Genomic DNA, 25,089 nt, shown 5'->3' with positions numbered 1-25,089 from the left:
CCTTCCACCCGCGCTGCCCTTACGCCGACCTGCCCAAGGGCCCGGCGCCGGGCCGCCCCTTCACACGCCTCACAGACGGTCTCGCGACGGAGTCGCCGTCGGTCCCGCCGGCCCCGTCAGCCGGGCTTGCCGCGGCCCGTCAGCGCGTCCCGCACCCGGTCGACCATCCCGGCGCCGGGTGCCAGCAGCTTGTTCATCGGAGGCTTGTCGGGAGCGGAGGGGTGCGGCCGGGTCGGGGCCGTCTTCTTCGCCTGGCGGACCTTGTCGCCCAGCTCGTCGAGCGCCTCCATGGGGCAGGCCGCGCGGAGCCGGGGGAAGAGGTTGTCCTCCTCGTCGGCGACGTGCTCACGGATCTCGCTCATCAGCATGCCGACCAGCCGGTCGAAGTCGGCGTCGTCCGCCGCGCAGCCCTCCAGGTCCTTCATGATCTGCTCGGCCCTGGCGTGGTCCTCCAGCTCCTTGTCCGCGAGGGCGTCGCCGTCCGCCACGTGCTGCCGGACGGCCGGGTAGAGATAGGCCTCCTCGGCCACCGAGTGCCGTACCAGCTCCATCGTGACCTGGTCGGCGTACAGCTTGCGGTCCTTGTGACCGGACGGCAGCGCCTCGATCTTCCCGAAGAGCTCCTCGACCTCCCGGTGATCGGTCGTCAGCTCGTCGATGACGTTTCCGCCGTGTCCCATGTGTCCTCACCTCCAGCCAGATCGTGGCGGGCCGCGGTTCCGGCCCGCCACGCGCGTCGGGTCCCCGCCTCCTGGGCGGGCTAACACCGGTCCGGCCCGGGCCGGCGGCCACGGCCCGTGCCGCCCGGACGGGCACCGGCTCCTCACGGGCCACCCGACCACATCCGGCCCCGCACCGCCCTCCCGGCTACTCCTTCCGGCGCGCCTGCTCTTTCCGGCGCGACGCCGCGCCCTTGCGTGCCCCCGCTCCGGCTTACGCCAACCGGGCACGCGTCACGGCGTCAGTTTTGCCTGTTGACAAGACAAAAGGCGGGGCTATCGTCGACGTAACCGTACGCCAGCACCCTTCCGGAGCCTCCGTGGAACGCGTCGTCCGATTCACCGGCCCACGTCACGTGGCATCGCCGCCCGGCCCCGCGCGAGGCCCCGCGCCCGGCCACCGGCGGCCGGGCGGCGGCCTCCGGCTTCCACCGGGGCGACGGCACCGGACTCCCGGACCGGCGGTGTCCCGCCCCGGCGCCCTGCCCGCCATCGGCCACGACGGGTACGCGACCCTCGAACGCCCCCCGGCCGGTGACCCCGCCGGGGCCGTCCGCTCCGTCCCCGGCTTCCCCGAGAGGGCCGAGGCGTGACATCCCTCGCGGACCGGCCGGTCCGGACCACGCCCACCACGCCCACCACGCCCACCGCGCCCGTGGACCGCCCGGCACTGCGGCGCGGCGCGGCGCGGGTTCTCACCGGCAACTGGACCGGCACCTCGACCGTGCCCTCCCGCACCCTCTACCCCCACCAGTGGAGCTGGGACTCCGCGTTCGTCGCCATAGGACTGCGCCACCTCTCCGCCCGCCGCGCCCAGCGGGAGCTCGAATCGCTGCTGGCCGCCCAGTGGGCCGACGGCCGCGTCCCGCACATCGTCTTCAACCCGGCCGTGCCGCACGGCGCGTACTTCCCGAGCCCCGACTTCTGGCAGTCCTCCCGCGCCGGGCGGACGGCGGGCGCCCCGGCCGCCCCGGAGACCTCCGGCATCGTCCAGCCGCCCGTGCACGCCCTGGCGGCCTGGCTGGTGCACCGGGCGGACCCGGCGGAGTCCCGGCGCCGCGGCTTCCTGGCCCGTGTCCGCCCCCGGCTCGCCGCCTGGCACGACTACCTCCTCACCCGCCGCGACCTCGGTGGCGGGGGACTGGCGGCGGTCGTCCACCCCTGGGAACCCGGCATGGACAACAGCCCTTGCTGGGACGGGGCCCTGCGACGCGTCGAACCGGCCCCGCCCGGCGCCTTCCGCCGCGCCGACCTGCACCACGGCCACGCCGCCGACCGGCCCACCGACCTCGACTACGGCCGCTACGTACGCCTCGCGGCCGACTACCGCGACGCCGGCTACGACGACCGCGCGGCCCGGCACGCGTTCGCCGTGGAGGACCCCTGCTTCAACGCCCTGCTGATCGCCGGCGAGCTGGCCCTCGCCGCCATCGCCCGTGACCTCGGCACGGACGGCACCGCGCACACCGCCCGCGCCGGGCACCTGACCCGGTGTCTGGTGGCGCGGCTGTGGGACGCCGACGCGGGCGTGTTCCGCGTCCGCGACCTGCACGACGGCACCCTGGCCGGCGGACGGAGCGTCAGCGGGCTCGTCCCGCTCGTCGTCCCGCACCTGCCGCACGCCGTCGCCGGCCGACTGCGCGCCACGCTCGCCGGCCCGTGCTTCCAGGCCCCCGCCACCCGGCTCGTCCCCAGCTACGACCTGACCGGCCACGCCTTCGACGCCCAGCGCTACTGGCGCGGCCCCGCCTGGTTCAACACCGCCTGGCTGATCCACCGCGGCCTGCGCACCCACGGCTTCCACCAGGACGCCGCACGCCTCCGGCACGGCTTCCTCGCCGAGGCCGGCCGCTCCGGGTTCGCCGAGTACGTCGACCCCGTCACCGGCGCCGCGCGGGGCGCCCGGGACTTCTCCTGGACCGCAGCCCTCGCGCTCGACCTGCTGTGCGCCGGCCCCGAGGAGCCCCTGCCGTGACGGCCGCCGGCCTCGCGCCCGTATCCCCGCTCAGCAGCCGATCTTCGCCTTGAGGCCGCCCACGGCCGCGGCCGGGCGGGCCGCGGTGACCGAGCGGCGCACCAGACGGGCGTCGCGCCGCACGCCCTTGGCGGCGTGCCGGCCGCGCCACAGCAGGGACGGGGCGGCGCCCGTGTCGTCGGCCGCGATGAGCAGCCCGCCCAGCATGGACAGGTTCTTCAGGAACTGGATGCGCTGCTGGGCGCGTTCGCCGGGGTCGTCCGCCTCCCAGAAGCGGTGACCGGCCAGCGTCGTGGGCACCAGCGTCGCGGCGAGGGCCAGCGCGGACAGGCGGGGGAAGCGGCCGAGCCCCAGCAGGACCCCGCCCGCCACCTGGACCGCGCCGCTGAGCCGGACCAGTTGCTCGGTGCGGTCCGGCGACAGGCCCACCCGTTCGGCCAGCGGGCGGACGACGGGTTCGGCGGCCGGGGCCACGGCCTCGGGGTTGCGGACGGAGTTCATGCCGCCCGCGACGAACATCGACGCCAGCATCGGACGGCCGGCCACACGCAGAAGACTCATGGCGCTCTCCAGAGATGTCGTGCCCAAGGTGTCGTGCCCGAGGCGTTGTGCTCGGGGTGTTGTGCCCGGGGCGTTGTGTCCTACGGCGGGCAAGGTGTCGTTCCTGCAGCGATCATCGGGTGCCCCGCCGTGCTGCCGCCATTCGGCGACCGCCCGCCGGTCGACCCCGGCCCGCGGACGGCCGGGACGTGCGGTGTCAGGCTTTGGCCAGAGCCTTGAAGGGGTACTGCCGGCAGGGCAGGATGGCGCGGTGACCTCCTCTCCCGCGATACGCCCCTACCGCCCCGGAGACCTCCAGGCCCTGGAGGACATCTGCGTCCGCACCGCGCACAACGGCCAGGACAGCCGCCCCTTCTATGCCGACCCCAACCTGCTGCCGCAGATCTTCGCCACCCCGTACGTCCATCTGGAGCCGGAGCTCGCCTTCGTGCTGGACGACGGCACGGGCCGGGCGGTCGGCTACATCCTCGGCACCGCGGACACCCCGGCCTTCGTCGAGGCCTTCCGCGCCAAGTGGCTGCCCCTCGTCGCGGACCGGTACCCGGTGCCGGACGGCCCGCCGGCCACCCCGGACGAGGCCATGGCCGCGCTGCTGCACGACCCCGAGCGGATGGTCCTGCCGCAACTGGCCGGCCACCCCGCCCATCTGCACATCGACCTGCTGCCCGGCTGGCAGGGCAAGGGGCACGGCCGCGCGCTGATGCGGACCTTCCTGCGCGCCCTGCGGGACAGGGGAGTACCCGCCGTCCACCTCTGCATGGTGACGGCCAACACCGCGGCCCGGGCCTTCTACGACCGCCTCGGCTTCCACGAGATCGACGTACCGGACCCCGGGCCGGTCGTCTACCTCGGACGCACCACGGACGGACCCGACCGCGTCTGACCGTGTCTGTCTGCGTCTGACCGTGCCCGACAGGCCGGCACCGGCCGGTGCCGGCCGACACGCCGTCACTCCACCGGCAGCTGATAGACGTTGAAGGCCCGGCGGATCACCGGCTGGGCCACGTTGCGCACCCGTACGCCGCCCGCCGTCATGCCGTGCTCGGTGCCCAGATGGGCGTGCCCGTGGACGGCGAGGTCGGCACCGGCGGTGTCGATCGCCTCGGCCAGCAGGTAGCTGCCGAGGAACGGGTGGATCTCGGCCGGCTCACCGGCGAGCGTGTCGGGCACGGGGGAGAAGTGGGTCAGGGCGACCCGTGCGGCGCAGCCCTGCCGCTCCAGCGCCTCCAGCGCGGTGCGCAGGCTGTCCGCCGAACGGCGCGTGGTGCGGACGAACTCCTTCATCACGGGCTCGCCGAACTCCCCGGCGCTGCGCCCGACGAACCCGCCGCCGAACCCCTTGGTGCCGGCGACGCCCAGGCGCCGCCCGCCGCACTCCACGACCGTGCCCTCGCCCTCCAGGACCGTGACACCGGCGTCCTGGAGGATGGCGGTGACCTTCTCGGGCTGTTCGTCGTGGTGGTCGTGGTTGCCGAGCACCGCCACCACCGGCACCGGCAGGTCGCGCACCTCTTGGGCCACCACCCGGGCCTCCTCCGGCGTGCCGTGCCGGGTCAGGTCGCCCGCGAGCAGCAGCAGGTCGGCGCAGTCGGGCAGGGTCTCGAAGGCGGGCCGCAGCAGTCCCTGGCTGTCCGGCCCCATGTGGATGTCTCCGACGGCGGCGACGCGGATCATCACAGCTCCTCCGCATGGTCGGGGCGGGTGGTCTCCGCCACCACGATGTCGCTGTGCACGGTCAGCCCGGCCAGCTCCTCGTGCACGATCCGCAGCAGCGTCTCGCGGCACTGCGCGGAGGGCACCGTTCCGGTGACGGCGACCGCTCCGGCGCGGACCTCGGCCCGTACGCCGAGTTCGCCGAGCTCCTCGGCGGCGAGCCGGTCCCGCAGATGGGCGATGCGGTACTCGACGTTGCCGCCGGCGGGGGCCGCCCCGCTCGCTGCGGGCCCTTGGCGGGCGACGGGGTCGCTCATCGCTGGTTCTCCTTCGGCTGATCGTGCGGCTGACCGTGTGGCGGGATGATCTCCAGCCGTTCCAGGATGAAGAAGAACGCGGCGGGCATGGGGGCGTCTCCGCAGGCGCGGCGCACCTCGTCCCAGTCGATCTTCTCGCGCAGGGTGCGGGCGATCGGCAGCACCGCCCCGAAGTCGCAGTGGTGCTCCGAGAACGCGGCCAGCAGGCTCCGCACCAGGTCCGTCGGCGACAGAACCGGCATCAGCACCGAGTCGACGGACAGTTCCTCGGCCCGGTCGAGCATCTCCTGGGTGACCGGCTCGTGCGCCAGCTCGAAGATGAGATCGACCTGCTGGCCGAGGCAGACCGCCTTCAGCAGCCAGTCCTCGGGCGGCGTGTAGACCGTCAGTCCCGCCTCGCGCAGGGTCGCGGCGACGGCCCCGGCGTCCTCCGGGCGGATACAGAAGTCGACGTCGTGCTGGAGGTTCTGGGTGCCGCCGTGGGCGTACACGGCGACGCTGCCCGCCAGTGCGAACGGGTGCTCCTTCTTCTTCAGGATCGCGCCGACCTGTTTGGCGGCCTGCAGAATCGCCTGGTTGCGGTCGAGAGGGAGATCGTCCTTGAGTACGTCGTTCTGGGGGACGAGCTCGGGATCCCCCGCGGCCAGACGGAGCTCGGGAACGCCGGCGCGCTGGTCGAGAGCGTTGTCGTCGGCGTGCTGCGTCATTGCTTCTCCCCTTTCCGGACCGGGCCGTCCTCCCCGGCCCCCGGAGAACCGCTGCCGGAGGCCACGACGGTGCCCTTCGGGTACCCGGCGCCCCTGCGACGACACGGCCCCTCCCGCCCGGCCGGCGTACGAGGCGGTACGGGAGGCGGCCCGGGTCCGGGGCACTCGTGCTCCAGGGGGCATATGGGTCATATGAGTCATGGGAGTCATGGGGAAGACATGGGTGATACGCACGGGACGGACGGCATGGGTGGCATGGACGGCATGGACAGTATGGGCGGCACGGACGACGACGGGCGGCGGACCGGGGGCCCGGATCGCCGGACCGTGGAGCGGCTGGTGGCGGCGTGGCTGACGGAGACCGAACGGTACGACCGGGCCGCCGCCCGCGAGGCCCGCACCGGCTGGGAGCACGGCTCCCTGCCGGACCGGGCCGCGCAGGACCTGGCCACCTGGGTCACCGCCCGGGTCACGGACACGGCGTTCAACGAGGACGAGGGCCCGCACGTCGGCGGTGCCGTCCGGATCACCCCGGCGGACAAGGAGGCCGTGCACCGCTGGCTGCGGGCCCGGGGACACGAGGTCTGAGGCGCCCGGCCCGGGACACCCGTCTCAGGGGGCGGGGGGCCGCCACTCGAACATCAGGATCGTCGCGTCGTCCCGCAACTGCCCGGTCTGCGCGTCGAGGATCGAGTGGATGAGGCGGCGCAGCGTCTCCGGCGCCAGTTCACCGCCGGCCGTCGCCCGGATCACGTAGTCGGCAAACCGCTCCAGCCCGAACAACTGCGCCTCCCGCGTCCGGGCCTCGGTGACGCCGTCGGTGTACATCAGCACGCGGTCACCGGGCTGCAAGGGGAACTCGTGCATCCGGCGCGGTGCGGAGGCGAGCCGTGACGGCATCCCGAGGGGCGGGTCGGCGTCGTGCTCCAGGGCGTCGGTGACCACCTGGCCGTCCCGCAGGAGCAGGGGCGCCGGATGCCCGCAGTTGTACCAGCGCAGCACGCCGTCGGCCAGCCCCAGCTGGGCGAGGACCGCGGTGCAGTACTGCTCCGGGAGCCACTGCGTCAGGGCGTCGTCCACGGCGTCGACGAGTTCGGAGAGACCGGCCCCGTTGCGCCGGGCGTTGCGGCAGGCGGCCAGCGCCACCGCGCTGGTCAGCCCCGAGGCGAGGTCGTGCCCCATGGCGTCGATGACGGACACGTGCAGGGCCGTCCGGCCCAGCGAGTGGTCGAAGGCGTCGCCGCCGAGCTCGTAGGCGGGTTCGAGGACGGCCGTCGACACCACGCGGTCGTTGCCGATGGTGCGGGGCGGCAGGAAGGCGCGCAGCATCTCGGAGGGCAGCCGCATCTTCGCCGTGCGGGTGTGCTGGACGAAGGAGTCCTCGGACGCCCGCTTCGACGTGATCATCATGGCCAGGAGCGAGGCGAGCGCCCTGCCGCGGCACAGGGAGGCGGAGGTGAGCGCCTTCTCGTGCACCGCGAGCACGCCGAGCCGCTCCGCGCCGTCCAGCAGCGGGAGCCAGGCGATGATCCCGCCCGTCCCGGTCTCCTCCACGCGCAGCGCCTGTGTACGGTACGCCCAGCCCGCCAGCGAGCCGTCGACGGGGAGCGGGGAGCCCACGTCCGTCTCCGGCACCAGGTGGCGCTGTTGCAGGTCGACCAGGTAGACGACGGCGTGCCGCAGCCCCAGGGCCTTGGCGCAGCGCGCCGCGGCGGTGGACAGGTCCAGCGTCAGATGCGCCGGATCGGCGAGGAAGTCCAGCAGCGGTCCGTCGCCCGCCTCGGGCGTCATCACCTCGTCTCCCCTCGTCGAGAACCCGACGTGATGGAGTACGTCGCCCCAGCAGTCTGGCACCACGCGCCCCGGATTGCGCGCCCACGCGCCCCGTGGTGCCGCCGGCCGGCACCACCGGATACCCGGCATCCGCCCGTCCGCCCGTCCGCCCGGACCCCCGGCATCCGCCCAGCCGCGCGTCCGTGCTTCGACTCCGGCATTACGGGCACGCGTTCCGTCGGGCGGCACGGGCGCACGTCCCGTGAGCCGCCGACGACCGAGCCGCTGCCGACCCGCGGGTCGCCGAGAGACGGAATCAACCGAGGAGTGGTGCCGCATGACCGAGTACGAGCGTTCCCGCACCATGCCCGCCCAGCCCGAGCACGTCTTCGACCAGGCCGCCAACGTCGACCAGATGGAGACCTGGCTCCCGGACGCCCTGCACGTGCGCGTCGAGGACCCGCCCGCCGTCACCGTGCACGAGGACCGCACCGACCAGGACACCTCCGCCCTGCTGCGCGCCCGGCCCGAGCAGATGCGGATCGAATGGGGCACCCGTGAGCAGGGCAGCTACACCGGCTGGCTCCAGGTCGCCGGCGTCGGCAGCGGGGCCAGCGAGGTCACGGTGCACCTGTCGTTCTTCGACGACAGCCACGACCCGGGCGAGCGGGAGGTGCTCGGCGCCCTCGACACCAGCCTGAGCCGCCTGGAGGAACAGGTGCGCCTGCGCGTCGAGAACGCGGCCGGCTGAGCGGCCGGAGCGGCGCGCCGACCGCCCCGGCCGGTGCCGCCCTGGCCGCTTCGACCGGTGCGGCCCCGGCCGCCGCTCCGGCGGCCTCCGCGTCCCCGGCCCCCGGTGCCCCGGCGAGCGCGTCACCGTCGGCCTGCTCGAAGCCCTGGCGGCGCGGCTGGCCCGCCTGGACCACACGGTCCCGGAGCAGGATCTGACCATCCCGCTGCGCCGTGTCCCCACCCGCCCGCGCAGCGGCTTCGTCATCACCGGCGTCCGCGGGACGGACACCACGACCGCGACCGCCGGCTGACAGGCGCCGACAGGCGGGGTCCGGGTCCCCCGCGCCCCGGTGCGCGAAGGAGCCCTGACCGGCTCGGAACCGGCTCAGGCATCCCGGAAGACGGCCCCCACCTGCCGGAGGCGCAGCTCCTCCAGCGTGTCCCGCTGGCGCCGGGCCCGTTCCAGCAGGCCGTCCAGCAGCCGGGCGTCGAGGCGGTCGTCGGTGTCGGCGAGCCGGCGCAACGTCAGCCACCCGGCCTCCTTGCCCTGCACCCCCAGCCGCAGCGCCTCCAGCTCCAGCAGCGTGCTCAGCGGTGAGCGGTGCAGCAGCCGGCCGTTGGTCTTCAGCCGCCCCACCCGCTCGGCCACCCGCCCGGCGTACACCTTGTACTGCCGGACCGGGACGCCGAGCCGCCTCATGACGCGGATCAGGGCCGCCCGGTCCTCGGCGATCTCCGCGGCGACGGGCGCCACCGCCGCACCGAGGGCGGAACCGCCGCACGACCGCACCAGGTAGCGGGCGCGCTCCGCCCCGGCGGTCGCGCCCGCGAGGTGGTCGTTGAGGTAGATGCCCAGCAGGGCCGGGCCCGCGTACGGGCCCGAGGCGGGGCCGGGCACACCCGGACGTGAGCGCTCAGCCATCGTGTGTCCCCTTCGTCGTCACGGGCCATCGGGTCCGTCGCCACGGACCCGCCGGGCGCGGACCGCGGTACGGGGCTCCCCTACCGCGCATGGGACTGCTCGCGGGGCAGCGGCCCGGCGTCCGGGTGGCGGCCCGGGCGCCGCGCGGCGTGCCGTTGCCCGGGCCCGGGGCCCGTACGGGCGGCCAGGGCGTCGGCGACGGCCCCGGTGGCGAAGGCGTAGACGGCCTTGTGCAGCAGGTCCACGACGAGTTCGGGCCGGGGCCAGGTCTGCGGCGGGGCGCCGACACCGGTGGCGTTCTCCAGGATCTGGTCGTTCGTCAGCCGCACCACGGCGAACTGCGCCGACGACCACGGCCCGCGCAGCCCGGCGTGCGCCATCACCGACCGCAGGACGCCCAGCAGCGCGCCCTGCCCGACGTGCATGGCGAGATTGACCGCCGTCGACTGCTCACGGGGCCGCTCCGGCGCCCCGGTGAGCCGCTCCAGCGTCCGGGCGGGTACGTACGAGTCGGGGCGGCCCGTCAGACGCTGCTCCGCCTTCTCGCCGAGCGTCATCACGAGCACCCCCGCCGTTCCGGCGAGGAGCCCTTCCCACAGTGCGCGCTTCCTCATGCCGCCGTGAGTACCCCGATCGGCGACGCCCCACCCGGCCCCGGTGCTCGGGAGCGGTACCGCGGCCGGGGGCGGGAGGGGCGGCCGGTCAGCGCCCCAGCGTGCCCATCGCCGACCCGATGCCCGCCGCGCAGGCCATCAGCACCGACGCGCACGCCGCGTGCCGGCGCAGCAGGGTGCGGCGCAGGGCGCGGTAGCGGGCCTCGTACTCCTGCCGCAGCTCTTCGGCGCGCCGGGCCGTGCCGCTCAGCATCCGGCGGGTGAGGTCGATGCGCTGCTCGACGTAGTGGCGGGTGACGTCCTCGGCCTGGGCGGTGGTCAGCCACGGCAGTGCGGCGCACAGGGCCCGTGCCTCGCGGCGGGCGTCGTCGTGATGGACCCGCGCCAGCAGGTAGCCCTCGGCTTCCGAGGCGAGGAGCGAGGCGTCGCGGGGCAGCGGCTCGCCGCCCCGGCCCCTGCTCACGACCGGTCGCTCTCGTGCCCCGCGACGTCGATCGCGTCGCGCTTGCCGGTGTTCTCCTTCTCGTCCAGCTTGGCCAGATCGGGGTGGTGGAGGTCGAAGGCGGGGGATTCGGAGCGGATGCGGGGCAGGGTGACGAAGTTGTGGCGGGGCGGCGGGCAGGAGGTGGCCCACTCCAGGGACCGGCCGTAGCCCCAGGGGTCGTCGACCTCGACCTTCTTGCCGCGCTGGGCGGTCTTCCAGACGTTGTACAGGAACGGCAGGGTGGACAGGCCCAGCAGGAAGGCGCCGATGCTGGAGAGGGTGTTCAGGGCGGTGAAGCCGTCGGCGGCGAGGTAGTCGGCGTAGCGGCGGGGCATGCCCTCGACGCCCAGCCAGTGCTGGACGAGGAAGGTGGTGTGGAAGCCGACGAAGAGGGTCCAGAAGTGGATCTTCTCCAGGCGGGTGTCGAGCATGGTGCCGGTCATCTTCGGCCACCAGAAGCTGAACCCGCCGAACATCGCGAAGACGATCGTCCCGAAGAGCACGTAGTGGAAGTGGGCGATGACGAAGTAGCTGTCGGTGACGTGGAAGTCCAGCGGGGGCGAGGCGAGGAGGACACCCGTCAGGCCGCCGAAGAGGAAGGTGACGAGGAAGCCGGCCGCCCACAGCATCGGTGGCTCGAACGACAGGGAGCCGTTCCACATCGTGCCGATCCAGTTGAAGAACTTCACGCCCGTCGGCACGGCGATCAGGAAGCTCATGAAGGAGAAGAACGGCAGCAGCACGGCCTGGGTCGCGAACATGTGGTGGGCCCACACGGTCACGGAGAGGCCGGTGATGGCGAGGGTGGCGCCGACCAGGCCCATGTAGCCGAAGATCGGCTTGCGGGAGAAGACCGGGATGATCTCGGTGATCACGCCGAAGAACGGCAGCGCGAGGATGTAGACCTCGGGATGGCCGAAGAACCAGAACAGGTGCTGCCACAGGATCGCCCCGCCGTTCTCCGGGTCGAAGACGTGCGCGCCGAACTTCCGGTCGGCCTCCAGGACGAGCAGGGCGGCCGCCAGGACGGGGAAGGCGAGCAGGACGAGCACCGAGGTGAGCAGCACGTTCCAGGTGAAGAGCGGCATCCGGAACATGGTCATGCCCGGGGCGCGCATGCAGATGATCGTGGTGATGAAGTTGACCGCGCCGAGGATGGTGCCGAACCCGGACAGCCCCAGTCCCATGATCCACAGGTCGCCGCCGACGTAGGCGGTGCGCTCCCCGCCGCTCAGCGGCGTGTACGCGGTCCAGCCGAAGTCCGCGGCGCCCTGCGGAGTGAGGAAGCTGGTGAGCACGATCAGGCCGCCGAAGAGGAACAGCCAGTACGAGAACATGTTCAGCCGGGGGAAGGCGACATCGGGCGAGCCGATCTGCAACGGCATGATCGCGTTGGCGAACCCGGCGAACGTGGGGGTGGCGAACAGCAGCAGCATGATCGTGCCGTGCATCGTGAACGCCTGGTTGTACTGCTCGTTCGAGATCATCTGCAGCCCGGGCCGGGCCAGCTCCGCCCGGATCACCATGGCCAGCGCCCCGGCGATCAGGAAGAAGGCGAACGAGGTGATCAGATAAAGGTGCCCGATCTTCTTGTGATCGGTCGTGGTGATCCAGGAGACGATCACGCGGCCCCTGCCGCGGCGGCCCTCCGCCGCCGGGACCGGAGCAATCGGTTCGGTCGTATGTGTCGCCATCAGCTTCCTCGGTCGGTACCCGGCGGTGCGCGTGCTGTGCGGGTGGCCGGACGGGAGAGGGGGGTGCCTCCGGCTCCGGCCGCGGATGTCGCGCAGCGCGTGCCCAGGGCGGCCGAAGCCAGATCTCCTTTCCCGGTGCGGCGTCACACCGAGCCGGACGGGGGCCGGATGACCGATGTTTTCCATCCGTCCGAGTGGGGCCTCGGCGCGACCGGAGGTGATGCCCCGAGCCGCGGCACACGCCGCCGCCCTTTCCGGCCTGTCACCGGCCCGTCACCCGAATGGCCCCTGCACGTTTCTGGTCCGGGTGGTTGTGAGGTCTCCTGGACAGGGACGGCGGCGTCCACCTTGGGAGGCCGGATCATGTACGAGATGTGCGTGGGCCCGGAAAAGCCGGGCGGAGCATTGGTGTGGCACGTGATGGCCAAACAGGCCGCGGCCACGTTGTGCGGGCAGCGGCTCGCCGATCGCATCGAGGCGTCCACAGCCGAACGGGCACGTCACTGCCCGGACTGCATGGCCTCGTTCGCGGAGCTGATGACCACCACGGCGCGTTGACGTCCTGTCCACGACGACGGCCGGAACCCGCTTCTCCGAGCGGGCCCGGCCGTCGTCCTCTTCTTTCGGCTTATTTCTACTGATTTCGACTCACACCTTTTCGTGTGGGTTTGTACCGGTCCCGTGCGGATCGCGCCGCGAGGAGGCGCGCCGCGCCGGTACGCCCCGGTGGCCGAACCCCGGTCGCTTCGCGTCCGGCGCCCCGGTGGGACAATCTGCCCGCAGGGGCGGGGACGATGCCGTGGTCGGCGCCGCCCGGGGAGCGGAAGGAGCCGTCAGCGTGATCGAGTGGGCACCCCTGGGCAGTGGTGCGCGGCCCGTCCCGGAGCCGGCGGCGGCTCCCCTGGTGTGGGCGGTGGCCTTCGGCGGGGCGCTGGCGCTGGTGGCCGTCGTCAACAGCGTCGCGGGTCCCGGCCGGCCCGGGCTCGCCCTGACCGCGCTGTCCCTGCTGGCCGCCCTGCTGGGGCTGTGCGCCCGGTTCACGGCCGCTCCCGGTACGGCACTCCTGTGCTGGCTGTCCCTCAACGGCTTCGCCATCCCTCCCGCGGGAACGCTCACGTGGGGCGGGCGGCGGGACGTCCTCTGGATCGGCTGCCTGCTCGCCGCGGCCCTCACCGGAACCGCACTGGCCCGCGTGGTCCACGCCCGCGCCGCCTACCGCCGCCTGGCGACCACCCCCGGCCCCGAAGCACCGGAGGCGGGCGGCGGCTGACGACCGTCAGCGTGGCGCATCCCCCGGTGTGGGGCTGCCCCGGGACCCGTCCCGTTCCGCGTACACGTCCTGCTCCGCGTACCCGTCCCGTTCCGCGTACCCGTCCCGTTCCGCGTACCCGTCCCGTTCCGCGTACCCGTCCCGTTCCGCGTACCCGTCCCGCTCCGCGTACCCGTCCCGCTCCGCGTACCCGTCCCGCTCCGCGTACACGTCTCGCTCCGCGAGGATCAGCGACCGCTCGCGTACGCAGTCGGCGTGGACGACCACCTCACTGGGGTCGAGGCAGTCGATGGCGCCCTGCAGCGCGGCCAGCGCCTCGTCGAACCGCCTCAGCCGGCGCAGCGCGCTCGCCTTGCGGAACAGGGCCTCGGCTCCCAGGCCCCGGGCGAACGCCGGGGCGCGCAGGAGTTCCAGCATGCGCCGCGGCTGGTCGGGCAGGTGCTCCCCCAGCCACAGGCCGTGCAGCAGGGCGTGGACCGCCTTGCCGTCACCGCCGGCGCGCGCCATGACCGACTCCAGCAGGTCCAGGCCCCGGGGCCGGGAGCGGCCCAGCAGGGCGAAGGCACGCAGCGCGTCGGTGTAGGGGTCCAGGTCCGTCCGGCCGGCGGCGGCCCGGGAGAAGAACTCCTCGATGGCGCCGCACCGGAAGTCGTACCGCAGGGTGGTCAGGAAGCTGTGCCACAGTCCGCGCCCGTACGGAGTGGCCGGATCGACCTGCGCCACATGGGTCTCGGTGAGGAAGATCAGCGCGCTGCGGCCCGCCGCCCGCGCGCGCCACGCCAGGTCGCCGGTCACGTGAGCCGATTCCGCCCAGTCCGCCCCGCCCCGCGCCAGCCACAGGGCGGCCTCCCGGGTCCAGTCCCGTCCCGAGGAGATCTCCTCGGCCACCCGGGTCCGCACCATCACCCAGCCCTGGTCCCGCAGGGCGGTGTCGTCCGTCCGCAGGACGTGCTCCACGGCCTCGGCGGCCCGGGGCAGACGCCACAGGCCGGACGCGGTGTGCTCGGCGGCGGCGTCCCACCCCGGGGGCAGGGAGGCGACCGCGGCCACCGCCCGTGTCAGGCCGGAGTCCTGCTGCATGGTCATCGGGGAACCTCCTCCACACGCCCGGCCGTCGAAGGCCCCGGGCCGTTGCGCCGCAGGGGGCGGACGGGTCATGTCATGTCTGCCGTGCACAGGGGTTCCGGTAACCGCGGCCGGCTGGATGCCGCCCCCGCACGTCCCTCGCATGTCCCCCGCACGTCTCCCGCACCGAGCCCGTGCGTCTCCCGCACCGAGCCCGTGCGTACCAGGCCCATGCGTCGCGGAACCTGGTTGGCCCGGTCCGGAACGGGAACTCAGTGCGCGGATGCCGCAAGGGCACCTTCTAGACCCGGGAGGCGTGCGTGGCAGTTCGTCACCGTCTGATCAAGGCGAGTCCGGAGATGGTCTGGTCCGTCATCGCGGACGGCAGCCGGTACGCGCAGTGGGTGGTGGGAACGTCGGCGTCCCGCCCGAAGCGGGGACAGTGGCCCCACCTCGGCGCCGCCCTCACGTACGAGGTGAGCCTCGGCCCCGTACGGCTGAGCAACGAGACGGTCGTCCGGCGCTGCGAGGAGGGCTCCGCCCTGGAACTGGAGGCCAAGGCGGGGCTGCTCGGCACCGCGCGCATCGCCATCGAGCTGCGGCCCTGGGGCGGGCACTGCCTGGTGATCGTGGACGAGCATCCGCTGCGCGGCGCGGGCGGCGCGCTGCACAACGCGGCCCTGGAGCCGCTGATCCAGCTGCGGCACCGGGCCATGCTGGCCCGCCTCGCCCGGCTGTGCGAGGCCGAAGCCGGGAAAGACCCGGCGGGCGAAGGGGCGCTCGCGGCGGGCCCGGGGGCCGGTCATGCCTGACGCCGTCGTGATCGGCGCCGGACCCAACGGGCTGGTGGCCGCGAACCTGCTGGCCGATGCCGGCTGGAGCGTGGACGTCCTGGAGGAACAGCCCGAGCCGGGCGGGGCCGTACGGCACGACAGCGGCGTCGACCCGGACTTCGTCAGCGACGTGTTCAGCTCCTTCTACCCGCTCGCCGCCGCGTCCCGGGTCCTGGCCGGCCTCTGCCTGGAGGAACACGGCCTGCGCTGGAGCCACGCCCCCCATGTCCTCGCCCACCCCCTGAGCGACGGCACGTGCGCGGTCCTCGACCGCCACGTCGGCACCACCGCCGCCTCCCTCGACGCCTTCGCCCCCGGAGACGGAGCGGCCTGGCAGCGCCTGTACGAGGTGTGGGAACGGCTGCGCCCCGACATCCTGGACGCCCTGTTCACGCCCTTCCCGCCGGTACGGTCCACCGCCCGGCTCGCCGCCCGGCTGCGCGGCGCGGGCGGGCTGCGGCTGGCGCGCTCCCTGGTGCTGCCCGTGCGGCGCCTGGGCGAGGAGGAGTTCCGGGGAGCGGGCGGCAGGCTGCTGCTGGCCGGCAATGCCCTGCACGCCGACCTCGCCCCGGAGGCCGCGGGCAGCGGCGGCTTCGGCTGGCTGATGTCGATGCTCGGACAGACGTACGGCTTCCCGGTCCCGGTCGGCGGCTCCGGTGCCCTCACCACCGCCCTCGTGCGCCGCCTGCGCGCCCGGGGCGGCACCCTACACTGCGGTCGGCGCGTCAGCCGGATCGTCGTCCGCGACCGGCGCGCCGTGGGGGTGCGCACGGCCGACGGCGAGACCGTCCCCGCACACCGTGCCGTGCTCGCCGACGTGTCCGTGCCCGCCTTGTACGGCGGCCTCGTCGAACCGGAGCACCTGCCCGCCCAGCTCCAGGACGACCTGGAGCGCTTCCAGTGGGACTTCGCCACCTTCAAGGTGGACTGGGCGCTGGACGGCCCGGTGCCGTGGCGGAGCGAGGAGGCGGCCCGGGCCGGCACCGTGCACCTGGCCGACGGCGTGGACGAACTCACCCGGTTCGCCGCCCAGATCGCGATGCGGCAGGTACCCGACCGCCCCTTCGTGCTGTTCGGCCAGATGACCACCGCCGACCCGTCCCGCTCCCCCCGGGGCACCGAGTCGGCATGGGCCTACACCCACGTTCCCCACGACGTCCGGGCCGACGCCGGCGACGAGGGCCTCACCGGCAACTGGGACGCCGGGGAGCAGGAGGTCATGGCCGATCGGGTCGAACGCCAGGTCGAGCGTTTCGCCCCGGGCTTCCGGTCCCTCGTCCGCGCCCGCCGCATCCTGGCCCCGCCGACCCTCCAGTCGCTCGACGCCAACCTGCACGGCGGCGCCATCAACGGCGGCACCACCGCCCTGCACCAGCAGCTCTTCTTCCGCCCCCTGCCCGGCACCGGGCGGCCGGAGACACCGCTCGCGGGCCTCTTCCTCGCCTCCGCGAGCGCCCACCCGGGAGGCGGGGTGCACGGCGCCCCCGGCGCCAACGCCGCACGGGCCGCGCTGCGCCGGCACAGCCCTCCGGGCCTCACCCGGCTCCAGCAGATCCTCGCGAGCCGCGACCGCACCGGAACGAAACGGTGAGACGGAACGGTGGGACGAGATGGTGAGACGACGAAACGGCGGGACGGTGAGAACGCGGCCGGCGGCGGACAGCCCCCTGCGGAACCGGACCGTCGTCGTCACCGGAGCCGCGCGCGGCATCGGCGCCGCCCTGGCGGGCGAACTCGCCCGGCGCGGCGCCCGGCTCGCCCTGCTCGGCCACGAGAAGCCCCTGCTGGACACGGTGGCGGCCGGCCTCCCGGGCACTGCCCTGACCTGGGAGGTCGACGTCACCGACGCGGCCGCGCTGGCCGACGCCGCCGACGAGGTGCGCGGGCGGCTGGGCCGGCCGTCCGCCGTGGTGGCCAACGCGGGCATCGCGACGGGCGGCCCCTTCGCGACCTCCGACCCCGCCCTGTGGCGCCGCGTCATCGACGTCAACCTGACAGGCAGCGCCCAGACCGCGCGGGCCTTCCTGCCGGACCTGACCGACACCGCGGGCTACTACCTCCAGATCGCCTCCTCCGCCTCGCTCGGCGCCGCCCCGCTGATGAGCGCCTACTGCGCGGCCAAGGCCGGCGCCGAGGCCTTCGCCCACGCCCTGCGGGCCGAGGTGGCGCACCTCGGGGTCGGCGTGGGCGTCGCCTACGTCAACTGGACGGACACCGAGATGATCCGCGACGCCGACCGGTACGCGGGCATGCGCGCGCTGCGCACCCGCATGCCGCCGCCCGCCCGGAGCGTGTCCCCCGCCGACGAGGTCGCCGCCCGGCTGGCCCGCGCGGTCGAACGCCGCCGCACCACCGTCTACGTACCTGCCTGGCTGCGCCTGGCACAGGTGGCGCGCGCGTCCCTGCCGCCCGTGGTACTGCGCCGGACCCGCCGCGACCTGCCCCGCCTGGAGGCCGAGCAGGCCCTGAGCGACACCGGCCCGCTCGGGGCCGGGGGACGGGCCGACCGCGCGGTGGCGGTGGCGAAGGGTGACGGGGGCGGTGACGGAGACGGAGACGGAGGCCAGGGCAGGGACAAGGACAGGGACGAAGGCTGAGCCAGGGACGGGGACGGGGACGGGGACGGGACGGAGTCCGATCCGGGGGCGGGGACGGACGGGTGACCCCGCCTCGGTCACGGCTGCGGCTCCGCGTCCCCCCGTGCCGTACTCCGGGCTCCTGCCGCCCCGCGGCGGGCCACGGCGCGCAGCAGCGCCGAGCGGCCGCGGTCGGGGACCGTCCACAGCACCTCGCCCCGCACGCCCCACCGCTCCAGCAGGGCGTTGGCGGCCAGGAAGCCGGAGGTGGCGGCCCGCTCCATCAGCGCCACCGGCAGGTCCGTGCGCACCAGGTCACCGGCGACGACGACGGCCGGATCCGGCGTGCGGACCGTGAGCCGGTCGCGGTACCCGCCCACCGGGAACAGGGGGCAGTCCGCCCGCCACTCGTGGCGGGCGTCGACGACGCGGGCGCCGCGCGTCTCCGGATACACGCGGTGCAGCTGCCGGGCGAGTTCCCCGGCCGCCGCGTCCGGTACGGCCGTCGCGGGCAGCGCGTAGCCGTGCAGCTCGACGACCGACCCGCCCGTGCGCGCGGCCCAGCGCGCCGCCTCGCCCTCCCAGTGGGAGAGCACGCTGACGTTGTCCAGCGGCCCGTAGCCGCTGGTGCCGAGGAAGCCGGGCCGGCCGGGCGCGACCGGCCGGTCCAGCCACAGCCGGGACACCAGGAACGGGGGCGCGGTCCGCAGCCGCGCCGTCCGCTCCCGCCAGGCGGCGTCGCCCAGCCGCGGCGACCTGCCCACCAGCGCCTTCAGCCCGTCGACGTCCAGAGCGAGGACGACGGCGTCGTAGCGGCGCGTGCCGCCGGCCGCCTCGACCACGTCATGGCCGCCGCCGGGACGGGGATGCACGGCCTCCACGGGGGCGGCGGTGCGCACCACGGCCCCGTGGCGGGCCAGGTGACGCGCGAGCGGATCCCACAGCGCCTGCGGGAACGGCTCGCGCGGAACGTCGAACAGCAGCCCCTCGCTGGACCCCAGGAAGTAGATGTGGAACATCAGCGCCATCTCCGCGGCCGACAGCTCGCGCGGATCGGCGAAGAAACTGCGGGAGAACACCTCGAACGCCAGGTGCCGCGCGGCGGCGGGGAAACGCAGGGCGTCGAGGAAGTCGTGCGCGCTGACGTGGTCGAGCCGGTCGTGGACGCGGCGGGTGCGCACGTCGAGCAGGGGCAGTGCCGCCGCCGGACGCAGGGAGAGCAGGTCCCGCAGCCCGAAGGCGGGGCTGAGGGCGACGAAGCCGAGGGCGTTCCACGGGGGCGTGCGCGGAACGCGGCGGAAGCCGTCGCACAGGCCGCTGCTGTGCCGGAGCGGGTAGTCGGGCAGCCCCGTCAGCATGCCCAGCGCGGGATCCGCCCGGCGCAGCAGGCTCCGCAGGTTGTAGTACTGGCGGAAGAAGGCGTGGAAGCCGCGGCTCATCGTCGCCCGCGAACCGTCGGCCAGCGTGACCGGCCGGCCGGCGACCCGGCCGCCGAGCACCGGCTCACGTTCGTACAGCACCACGCGTACGCCCCGCTCGGCCAGCGCGGTGGCCGCCGCCAGCCCGGCGATGCCGCCGCCGGCCACCGCCACCGACGGCGGCTCCCCGCCGCCCCCTCCGATCCGCTCCCGCCCCGGCCGGGGAAGGAGGGCCCGCGCGCGCCGGTCCCGCCCCGGAGGCCGCCCGCTGCCGCGCCCGCTCACCGGGCACTCCCCGGCCGCTCGGGCGGGCGGCGGGCGAGGAAGGTGTGGGTGATGCCCGTCTGCCAGCCGGGCAGCGGCAGCACGCGGACGCGGTCGAACCCGGCGCGCCCCAGCCGGGCGGCGAAGGCGGGCGCGGTGTCGAACGCGGCGACGCTGCGCCCCAGATGGCGGTAGAGGGCCCGGTCGCCGGTGGCCGTGCCGAGCGGCAGGATGACGCCCCGGCACACCGCGGTCCACACCAGGCGGTCGGCGCGCCGGCCGCTGAGCGCGTACTCGTGCACCGCGAGCCGGCCGCCCGGCGCGAGCAGCCCGTACACCGTCCGCAGGACCGCGTCCGGGTCGGTCACGTTGCGGAACAGATAGGCGGCGAAGACGGCGTCGAACGGGCCCCGCACCCCGGCGCGGTGCAGCTCCTCCGCCGGAGCGTGGACGAAGCGCACGCCCGTCGGCCACCGCTTGGCCCGCGCCCGCTCCAGCATGCCCGCCGAGGCGTCGGCTCCGACGATGTCCGCGCCGGGGAGTGTCGCGGCGAGCGCCGCCGTGGACGCGCCCGTGCCGCAGCCCAGGTCCAGCACCCGGCATCCGGTTCCGCCCGCCGGCAGGCCCAGCCGGCGGGCGGAGCGGCGCAGCTGGGAGTGATAGCCCGGATGGAGCGCGACCAGACGGTCGTAGGTGCCGGCGCCGTGGTCGAACGCGTCGGCCAGCGCGGCGTCGCGCAGCAAGGTCATCGGTGACTCCTGAGGGGAGGGGCGGGCGGTGCCGGGCGCGGGGCGGGGAGGGCGCTTCACGGGGATATGGGGACACGGGGTCATGGGGACACGGGGTCACGGGGATACAGGGTCACGGGGTCACGGGGTCACGGGGTCACGGGGGATACGGGGTCACGGGGCGGGGAAGGAGCGGCGCGGCAGCCGGGGCAGTTCGGCCGCGGTGCGCAGCATGGGCAGGACGGGGGTGCGCACGCCGACCACGAGGTCCTCGTACAGCCGGGTGTCCCCGTCGAGGAACCGCAGCAGGAGCGGCGCGGGTACGCGTTCGAAGAGCCGGAAGAAGAAGCCGGGGCCGTCGACGCGGCCCGTGTCCAGCGCGCGCAGGAGCACGGCGTCCATCAGCCGGGCGCGTGCCGGGTACGGGGGCGGCGGCACGGGGGTCCGGCCCGCGCGGACGGCACGGGCGACGGCGTCCGACTGCCGCTGCACGGCGGCGAACGTGTACCCGGTGGCGGCGCGCGTCGCCCCGCCCGCGGCACCGATCCGGAAGACCGGGCCGGCGGTCCGCCGGGGGAGGACGGCGTCGGTCATCGGGATCACCCCCTGCTCGGTCGACAGCACCTGCGCGTCGCCGATGCCGAGGACGTGCCGCGTGTAGTGCTCCAGGGCGGCGTCGTACGCGTCGGCCGTGAGCGGGGCGGGACCGAACTCGGTGTACTCGACCAGGGCGGTGCGGCGGCCGGTGGGCAGGACGTACCCGAAGGACAGACCATGGGCGGGCTGCGGGGTGCGGAAGTCCATCAGGTCGACCACCTCCGGGTCGAACGCCGGCCGGCGTGTGCGCACGAACCAGCCCCGGAAGTGCTGGAGGAGACGGGTGCGGGCCGCGGGCGGGCGGGGCGGCGGGCGGGAGTCGAAGACCCAGCGGGCCCGCAGCCGGACCGGGACGCCCGCGGCGTCCGTGCCCCGCACCTCCGCCGTCCCGTCCGGCAGGACGGCCACCGTGTCGACGGCGGCCTCCACCCGGCGGACCCGCGACGCCTCCCCCGGATCGCGCAGATCGCGGTCGACCAGGGCCTCGAAGTCGTCCGAACGGATCATCTTGTAGCGCACCGGCGCGATGTGCCGCCGGACGGCCGCCCCGTTCCGGTCCCGCACCCGCAGCCACTCCCACGACGCCGTCACGGCCGGGTCGAAACGGCCCGTGCCCGCCTCCCAGAAACACCAGGTGCGGCGCGGCGCCCGCAGGGGGCCGTCCGGCGGATCGACGAGGGCGACGGAGGGGGCCGGGCGGCATCCCGCGGCGGTCTCCGGCAGCCGGTGCGCCAGCGACAGGCCCGCCGCCCCGGCCCCCACGATGACGATGTCCGCCGCCGGCACGGCGCCGGACGCCCGCCGGGTGCCCGTCCCCTGCCCCGCGCCCGTCTCCGGCACGGCCGTCCTCCCTTCGTCTCGTCCGGCGTCCTTCCGGCCGGGTGCCCGGTGTCCGTCCCTTCGGCCCTGGTCTCCTCGGGTCCCGCGTCCCTCCGGTCCGGGCCCTCTCCGGTACGGCTCCTTTCCGGCACTCCGGTGCGGATCCCCTGCGGATCCCCTGCGGATCCCCTGCGGTTTCCTTGCGGATCCCCTGCGGGCCCGCGCGGGGAGCCGGCCGGACCGTCCACGGCCGGACGGGGGCCGAACGGGTGCCGGACGCCCGGCACACGCCCGGAGGGTGTCGGGCGGAGTTTCCCCCGCCGGCCCGCTCGCGGACGCGCGGCGCGCGGGAGCCGACCGAGCCGGCTGCCCGCCGGACGGGTGGCCGACGCGCATGATCGGGCGACGGCGGCTTCGGGCCGGACACGGACGGGGAAGGCATGACGCCGTACCGCACGGCGACAGCACCGGGGCCGCCCGGCCACGGCGTGCCCCCGGGGCACGGGAGGCGCACGGTGCCGCCCGGCCGCCGTGACCGGCATCCGCCCGCCGGTGCCCGCCCGGCGGCGCAACCGGGACGTCCCGGCCGGCCGAACGGCCAGGCACCGGCTCACTGCCCGGACCGACGACGAGAGGACCCGGGATGCGACCCAGCAGCGCCGACGCCCCACCGCCGGCCGCCCGAAAGGACCGCCGATGACCCGGACCATGCCCGGTCCCACCGATCACGTCGTGGTGGTCGGGGCGGGGCTCGCCGGGCTGTCGGCCGCCCTGCACCTGCTGGGCGCCGGGCGCCGGGTCACCGTCGTGGAACGGGACGGGCTGCCCGGCGGCCGGGCCGGACGCCGCGATCTCGGCGGATACCTCCTCGACACGGGCCCGACCGTGCTGACCATGCCGCACCTGGCCGACGAGGCGTTCGCGGCCGTCGGCGAGCGGCTGCGCGACCGCGTCGAACTGCTGCCGCTGCACCCCGCCTACCGGGCCTGCTTCGCCGACGGCAGCACCCTCGACGTGCACACCGACGCGGCCGCCATGGAGGCGGAGGTGGAACGGTTCGCCGGCCCGCGCGAGGCGGCCGGGTACCGGCGGCTGCGCACCTGGCTGACGCGGCTGTACGCCGTGCAGATGCGCCGCTTCGTCGACGCCGACTTCGACTCGCCGCTGGACCTGCTCGCCCCCGGCTCGGCGCGCGACCTGGCCCGGCTCGCCGCGCTCGGCGGCTTCGGCCGGCTCGACGCGCGCATCGGGCGGTTCCTGACCGACGAGCGCCTGAAACGGGTGTTCTCCTTCCAGGCCCTGTACGCCGGTGTGGCCCCGGCCCGGGCGCTGGCCGCCTACGCCGTCATCGCCTACATGGACACCGTGGCGGGCGTGTACTTCCCGCGCGGCGGCATGCACGCCCTGCCGCGCGCCATGGCCGCCGCTGCCGCCGACGCCGGGGCCGACCTGCGCTTCGGCCACGAGGTCAGCCACCTGGAGCGGTCCGGCGACCGGATCACGGCCGTCGTCACCGCCCACGGCCGCATCCCCTGCGACGCCGTCGTCCTCACCCCCGACCTGCCCCTCGCCCACCGGCTGCTGGGCCGCCGCCCGCGCCGCCCGCTCCCGCTGCGGCACGCGCCCTCGGCGGTCGTCCTGCACGCCGGCACCACCCGCACCTGGCCCCACCTCGCCCACCACACGCTCTCCTTCGGCGCCGCCTGGCGGCGCACGTTCGACGAGCTGACCCGGACCGGCACCCTGATGACCGACCCGTCCCTGCTGATCACCCGCCCCACGGCCGGCGACCCCGGCCTCGCCCCCGAGGGCCGCCACCTGCACTACGTCCTGGCCCCCTGCCCCAACACCGACATCGGACCGTCCCCGCAGACCTGGCGCGCGCTCGCCCCCCGCTACCGCGACCGCCTCCTCACCACCCTCGACCGCCGGGGCCTGTCCGAGATCGCCGCCGCCATCGAGGAGGAGTGCCTGGTGACACCCGCCGACTGGGCCGCGCACGGACACGCCGCCGGAACGCCGTTCTCGGTGGCCCACACCTTCGCCCAGACCGGCCCGTTCCGCCCCCGCAACCTGGTGCGCGGCCTGCGCAACGCGGTCCTCGCCGGCTGCGGCACCACACCGGGCGTCGGCGTGCCCACCGTCCTGATCTCCGGCAAGCTCGCCGCCGCCCGCATCACCGGACCTCCCTCCCGTCCCTCTCATCCCTCCCGCTCCCGCCGCCGGGTGGAGGCCGGGCACCGATGACCCGCCGCGAACTCGACGCCGCCGGCATCACCGACCCCGCGCTGCGCGCCGCCTACGCCCGGTGCCGCCGGCTCAACGCCCGCCACGGACGCACCTACTTCCTCGCCACCCGGCTCCTGCCTCCCGGCCGCCGGCCGGCCGTGCACGCCCTGTACGGCTTCGCCCGCTTCGCCGACGACATCGTCGACGACCTCGGCACCCGGGCCGGCCACGCCGAACGCGCCGCCGCCCTGGCCCGGCTCGACGCGCGGCTGCGGCAGGCCCTGACGGGCGGCGGGCCGGTGGCCGAGCCCGTGGTGCGGGCCGTGGCGGACACCGCCGCCCGCTACGGCATCGCCCCCGCGCACTTCACCGACTTCATGGCGTCGATGCGCAGCGACCTGACGGTCACCGCGTACGCGACCTACGACGACCTGCGTGCCTACATGCACGGCTCCGCCGCCGTCATCGGCCTGCAGATGCTGCCCGTGCTCGGCACCGTCGCGCCCCGCGCCGAGGCGGCCCCGCACGCCGCCGCCCTGGGGGTGGCGTTCCAGCTGACCAACTTCCTGCGGGACGTCGGCGAGGACCTGGACCGGGGCCGTGTCTACCTCCCGGCGGACCTGCTGGCCGCGCACGGCGTGGACCGGGAGCTGCTGCGGTGGAGCCGCAGCACCGGCGCCCACGACCCGCGCATCACCGCCGCGCTGCGGGCCGCCGAGGACCTGACCCGGCGGGTCTACCGCGAGGCCGCGCCCGGCCTGGCGATGCTGGACCCGGTGGCGCGGCCGTGCATCCGCACCGCGTACGTCCTCTACCGGGACATCCTCGACGCCATCGCCGAGGACGGGTACGCGGTGCTGCACCGGCGCGCGGTGGTCCCGGCCCGGCGGCGGGCGGCCGTGGCGGCCGACGGACTCGCCCGCGTGCTGGCCGCCCGCCTGCGCGCAGGACCCACCCCGCCCGCCCCGCCGGCCCCGGCCGGTGTGCCGACGCCCTGCCGGCAGGGCCCACAAGAGACAAAACACGCGGCGCACGCGATGCACGAGTCCCATGAGACGTGCGAGATGTGCGAGACATGCAGGGCGTGCAAGACGTGCGAGTCGTGCGAAACGCGCGAGACGTGTAGGACGTATGAGACG

25 protein-coding genes and 2 pseudogenes are annotated in these 25,089 nt (G+C 75.1%); 13 read left to right on the top strand and 14 right to left on the bottom strand.

The window, feature by feature from the left end; genetic code table 11:
• Positions 1-116: 116 nt before the first annotated feature.
• On the bottom strand, positions 117-680 hold the full coding sequence (locus tag ABZ340_RS30205) for a hemerythrin domain-containing protein (protein ID WP_358785026.1): 564 nt from the start codon (positions 678-680) through the stop codon (positions 117-119).
• A gap of 503 nt (positions 681-1,183) precedes the next feature.
• Between ABZ340_RS30205 and ABZ340_RS30200 the strand changes: the two genes are divergently transcribed.
• Together ABZ340_RS30200 and ABZ340_RS30195 are read left to right on the top strand one after the other, a co-directional pair.
• Positions 1,184-1,312, top strand: a complete 129-nt coding sequence (locus tag ABZ340_RS30200) for a hypothetical protein (protein WP_358785025.1) — start codon at positions 1,184-1,186, stop codon at positions 1,310-1,312.
• 62 nt (positions 1,313-1,374) lie between these two features.
• Positions 1,375-2,694 carry a hypothetical protein gene (locus ABZ340_RS30195; protein ID WP_358785031.1) on the top strand — a complete coding sequence of 440 codons (1,320 nt, stop codon included), beginning with the start codon at positions 1,375-1,377 and terminating at the stop codon, positions 2,692-2,694.
• Between the two features lie 30 nt (positions 2,695-2,724).
• Here ABZ340_RS30195 and ABZ340_RS30190 read toward each other — a convergent pair whose 3' ends face one another.
• Positions 2,725-3,255, bottom strand: a complete 531-nt coding sequence (locus ABZ340_RS30190; RefSeq protein ID WP_358785024.1) for a DoxX family protein — start codon at positions 3,253-3,255, stop codon at positions 2,725-2,727.
• 250 nt (positions 3,256-3,505) lie between these two features.
• Between ABZ340_RS30190 and ABZ340_RS30185 the strand changes: the two genes are divergently transcribed.
• Positions 3,506-4,138 (top strand): GNAT family N-acetyltransferase, encoded by a 633-nt coding sequence (locus ABZ340_RS30185; protein ID WP_358785023.1) that lies wholly within the window; start codon positions 3,506-3,508, stop codon positions 4,136-4,138.
• Positions 4,139-4,203: 65 nt separating this feature from the next.
• On the opposite strand, the gene ABZ340_RS30180 is transcribed toward ABZ340_RS30185, so the two are convergent.
• From ABZ340_RS30180 to ABZ340_RS30170, 3 genes are read right to left on the bottom strand one after another with little or no spacing between them, the layout of a single operon-like run.
• Complete coding sequence (locus ABZ340_RS30180; RefSeq protein WP_358785022.1) at positions 4,204-4,929, bottom strand: metallophosphoesterase; 726 nt, start codon at positions 4,927-4,929, stop codon at positions 4,204-4,206.
• A complete protein-coding gene (locus ABZ340_RS30175) occupies positions 4,929-5,225 on the bottom strand; it encodes a BON domain-containing protein (protein ID WP_358785021.1) in 297 nt (98 codons plus the stop codon). The genes ABZ340_RS30180 and ABZ340_RS30175 overlap by 1 nt, the downstream gene beginning before the upstream one ends.
• The gene (locus tag ABZ340_RS30170; RefSeq protein ID WP_358785020.1) at positions 5,222-5,932 is read right to left on the bottom strand and encodes a hypothetical protein; all 711 of its coding nucleotides are present in this window, start codon (positions 5,930-5,932) and stop codon (positions 5,222-5,224) included. The genes ABZ340_RS30175 and ABZ340_RS30170 overlap by 4 nt, the downstream gene beginning before the upstream one ends.
• Before the next feature lie 219 nt (positions 5,933-6,151).
• On the opposite strand from ABZ340_RS30170, the gene ABZ340_RS30165 reads away from it, so the two are divergent.
• Positions 6,152-6,520, top strand: coding sequence for a hypothetical protein (locus tag ABZ340_RS30165; RefSeq protein ID WP_358785019.1), 369 nt, complete (start codon positions 6,152-6,154; stop codon positions 6,518-6,520).
• Positions 6,521-6,544: 24 nt separating this feature from the next.
• On the opposite strand, the gene ABZ340_RS30160 is transcribed toward ABZ340_RS30165, so the two are convergent.
• Positions 6,545-7,723 (bottom strand): PP2C family protein-serine/threonine phosphatase, encoded by a 1,179-nt coding sequence (locus tag ABZ340_RS30160; RefSeq protein WP_358785018.1) that lies wholly within the window; start codon positions 7,721-7,723, stop codon positions 6,545-6,547.
• A gap of 319 nt (positions 7,724-8,042) precedes the next feature.
• Between ABZ340_RS30160 and ABZ340_RS30155 the strand changes: the two genes are divergently transcribed.
• On the top strand, positions 8,043-8,456 hold the full coding sequence (locus ABZ340_RS30155; RefSeq protein ID WP_358785017.1) for an SRPBCC family protein: 414 nt from the start codon (positions 8,043-8,045) through the stop codon (positions 8,454-8,456).
• Positions 8,457-8,553: 97 nt separating this feature from the next.
• A pseudogene (locus ABZ340_RS30150) lies at positions 8,554-8,748 on the top strand (cytochrome P450); the annotation flags it as partial.
• Between the two features lie 74 nt (positions 8,749-8,822).
• Here the strand turns inward: ABZ340_RS30150 and ABZ340_RS30145 are convergent.
• The 4 genes from ABZ340_RS30145 to ctaD all read right to left on the bottom strand — a co-directional run bounded on the left by ABZ340_RS30145 (position 8,823) and on the right by ctaD (position 12,151).
• On the bottom strand, positions 8,823-9,359 hold the full coding sequence (locus ABZ340_RS30145; protein WP_358785016.1) for a hypothetical protein: 537 nt from the start codon (positions 9,357-9,359) through the stop codon (positions 8,823-8,825).
• 80 nt (positions 9,360-9,439) lie between these two features.
• Complete coding sequence (locus ABZ340_RS30140; RefSeq protein WP_358785015.1) at positions 9,440-9,973, bottom strand: hypothetical protein; 534 nt, start codon at positions 9,971-9,973, stop codon at positions 9,440-9,442.
• 88 nt (positions 9,974-10,061) lie between these two features.
• Positions 10,062-10,436, bottom strand: a complete 375-nt coding sequence (locus ABZ340_RS30135) for a hypothetical protein (protein ID WP_358785014.1) — start codon at positions 10,434-10,436, stop codon at positions 10,062-10,064.
• Positions 10,433-12,151, bottom strand: a complete 1,719-nt coding sequence (gene ctaD / locus ABZ340_RS30130; RefSeq protein ID WP_358785013.1) for a cytochrome c oxidase subunit I — start codon at positions 12,149-12,151, stop codon at positions 10,433-10,435. The genes ABZ340_RS30135 and ctaD overlap by 4 nt, the downstream gene beginning before the upstream one ends.
• Positions 12,152-12,514: 363 nt before the next feature.
• Between ctaD and ABZ340_RS30125 the strand changes: the two genes are divergently transcribed.
• Positions 12,515-12,709, top strand: a complete 195-nt coding sequence (locus ABZ340_RS30125; RefSeq protein ID WP_358785012.1) for a hypothetical protein — start codon at positions 12,515-12,517, stop codon at positions 12,707-12,709.
• A 280-nt stretch (positions 12,710-12,989) separates the two neighbouring features.
• The gene (locus ABZ340_RS30120) at positions 12,990-13,421 is read left to right on the top strand and encodes a hypothetical protein (protein ID WP_358785011.1); all 432 of its coding nucleotides are present in this window, start codon (positions 12,990-12,992) and stop codon (positions 13,419-13,421) included.
• A 6-nt stretch (positions 13,422-13,427) separates the two neighbouring features.
• Here the strand turns inward: ABZ340_RS30120 and ABZ340_RS30115 are convergent, their stop codons facing one another.
• Positions 13,428-14,507 (bottom strand): hypothetical protein, encoded by a 1,080-nt coding sequence (locus ABZ340_RS30115; RefSeq protein WP_358785010.1) that lies wholly within the window; start codon positions 14,505-14,507, stop codon positions 13,428-13,430.
• A 299-nt stretch (positions 14,508-14,806) separates the two neighbouring features.
• On the opposite strand from ABZ340_RS30115, the gene ABZ340_RS30110 reads away from it, so the two are divergent.
• The 3 genes from ABZ340_RS30110 to ABZ340_RS30100 are packed head-to-tail and all read left to right on the top strand — an operon-like array spanning position 14,807 to position 17,916.
• Positions 14,807-15,298, top strand: a complete 492-nt coding sequence (locus tag ABZ340_RS30110) for an SRPBCC family protein (protein WP_358785009.1) — start codon at positions 14,807-14,809, stop codon at positions 15,296-15,298.
• Positions 15,291-16,910: an NAD(P)/FAD-dependent oxidoreductase gene (locus ABZ340_RS30105; protein WP_358785008.1), complete on the top strand. Its 1,620-nt coding sequence runs from the start codon at positions 15,291-15,293 to the stop codon at positions 16,908-16,910. The genes ABZ340_RS30110 and ABZ340_RS30105 overlap by 8 nt, the downstream gene beginning before the upstream one ends.
• A 46-nt stretch (positions 16,911-16,956) precedes the next feature.
• Entirely contained in the window at positions 16,957-17,916 is a 960-nt protein-coding gene (locus tag ABZ340_RS30100; RefSeq protein WP_358785007.1) for an SDR family oxidoreductase, read from the top strand.
• Between the two features lie 77 nt (positions 17,917-17,993).
• Here the strand turns inward: ABZ340_RS30100 and ABZ340_RS30095 are convergent, their stop codons facing one another.
• From ABZ340_RS30095 to ABZ340_RS30085, 3 genes are all read right to left on the bottom strand, one after another.
• A complete protein-coding gene (locus ABZ340_RS30095) occupies positions 17,994-19,598 on the bottom strand; it encodes an FAD-dependent oxidoreductase (RefSeq protein WP_358785006.1) in 1,605 nt (534 codons plus the stop codon).
• The gene (locus tag ABZ340_RS30090) at positions 19,595-20,326 is read right to left on the bottom strand and encodes a methyltransferase domain-containing protein (protein ID WP_358785005.1); all 732 of its coding nucleotides are present in this window, start codon (positions 20,324-20,326) and stop codon (positions 19,595-19,597) included. The genes ABZ340_RS30095 and ABZ340_RS30090 overlap by 4 nt, the downstream gene beginning before the upstream one ends.
• Before the next feature lie 153 nt (positions 20,327-20,479).
• A complete protein-coding gene (locus ABZ340_RS30085) occupies positions 20,480-21,688 on the bottom strand; it encodes a lycopene cyclase family protein (protein ID WP_358785030.1) in 1,209 nt (402 codons plus the stop codon).
• 729 nt (positions 21,689-22,417) lie between these two features.
• On the opposite strand from ABZ340_RS30085, the gene crtI reads away from it, so the two are divergent.
• Together crtI and ABZ340_RS30075 are read left to right on the top strand one after the other, a co-directional pair.
• Positions 22,418-23,968, top strand: a complete 1,551-nt coding sequence (gene crtI, locus ABZ340_RS30080; protein WP_358785004.1) for a phytoene desaturase family protein — start codon at positions 22,418-22,420, stop codon at positions 23,966-23,968.
• Positions 23,965-24,897 (top strand): annotated as a pseudogene (locus ABZ340_RS30075) (phytoene/squalene synthase family protein); the annotation flags it as partial. The gene crtI and the pseudogene ABZ340_RS30075, both read left to right, overlap by 4 nt.
• Positions 24,898-25,089 lie beyond the last annotated feature (192 nt).

The organism is Streptomyces sp. NPDC006134, from assembly GCF_040628835.1.
Classification (GTDB): domain Bacteria; phylum Actinomycetota; class Actinomycetes; order Streptomycetales; family Streptomycetaceae; genus Streptomyces.
Note: the sequence above shows the minus strand (reverse complement) of the source record. Positions and strands in the feature narration are given on the sequence as shown.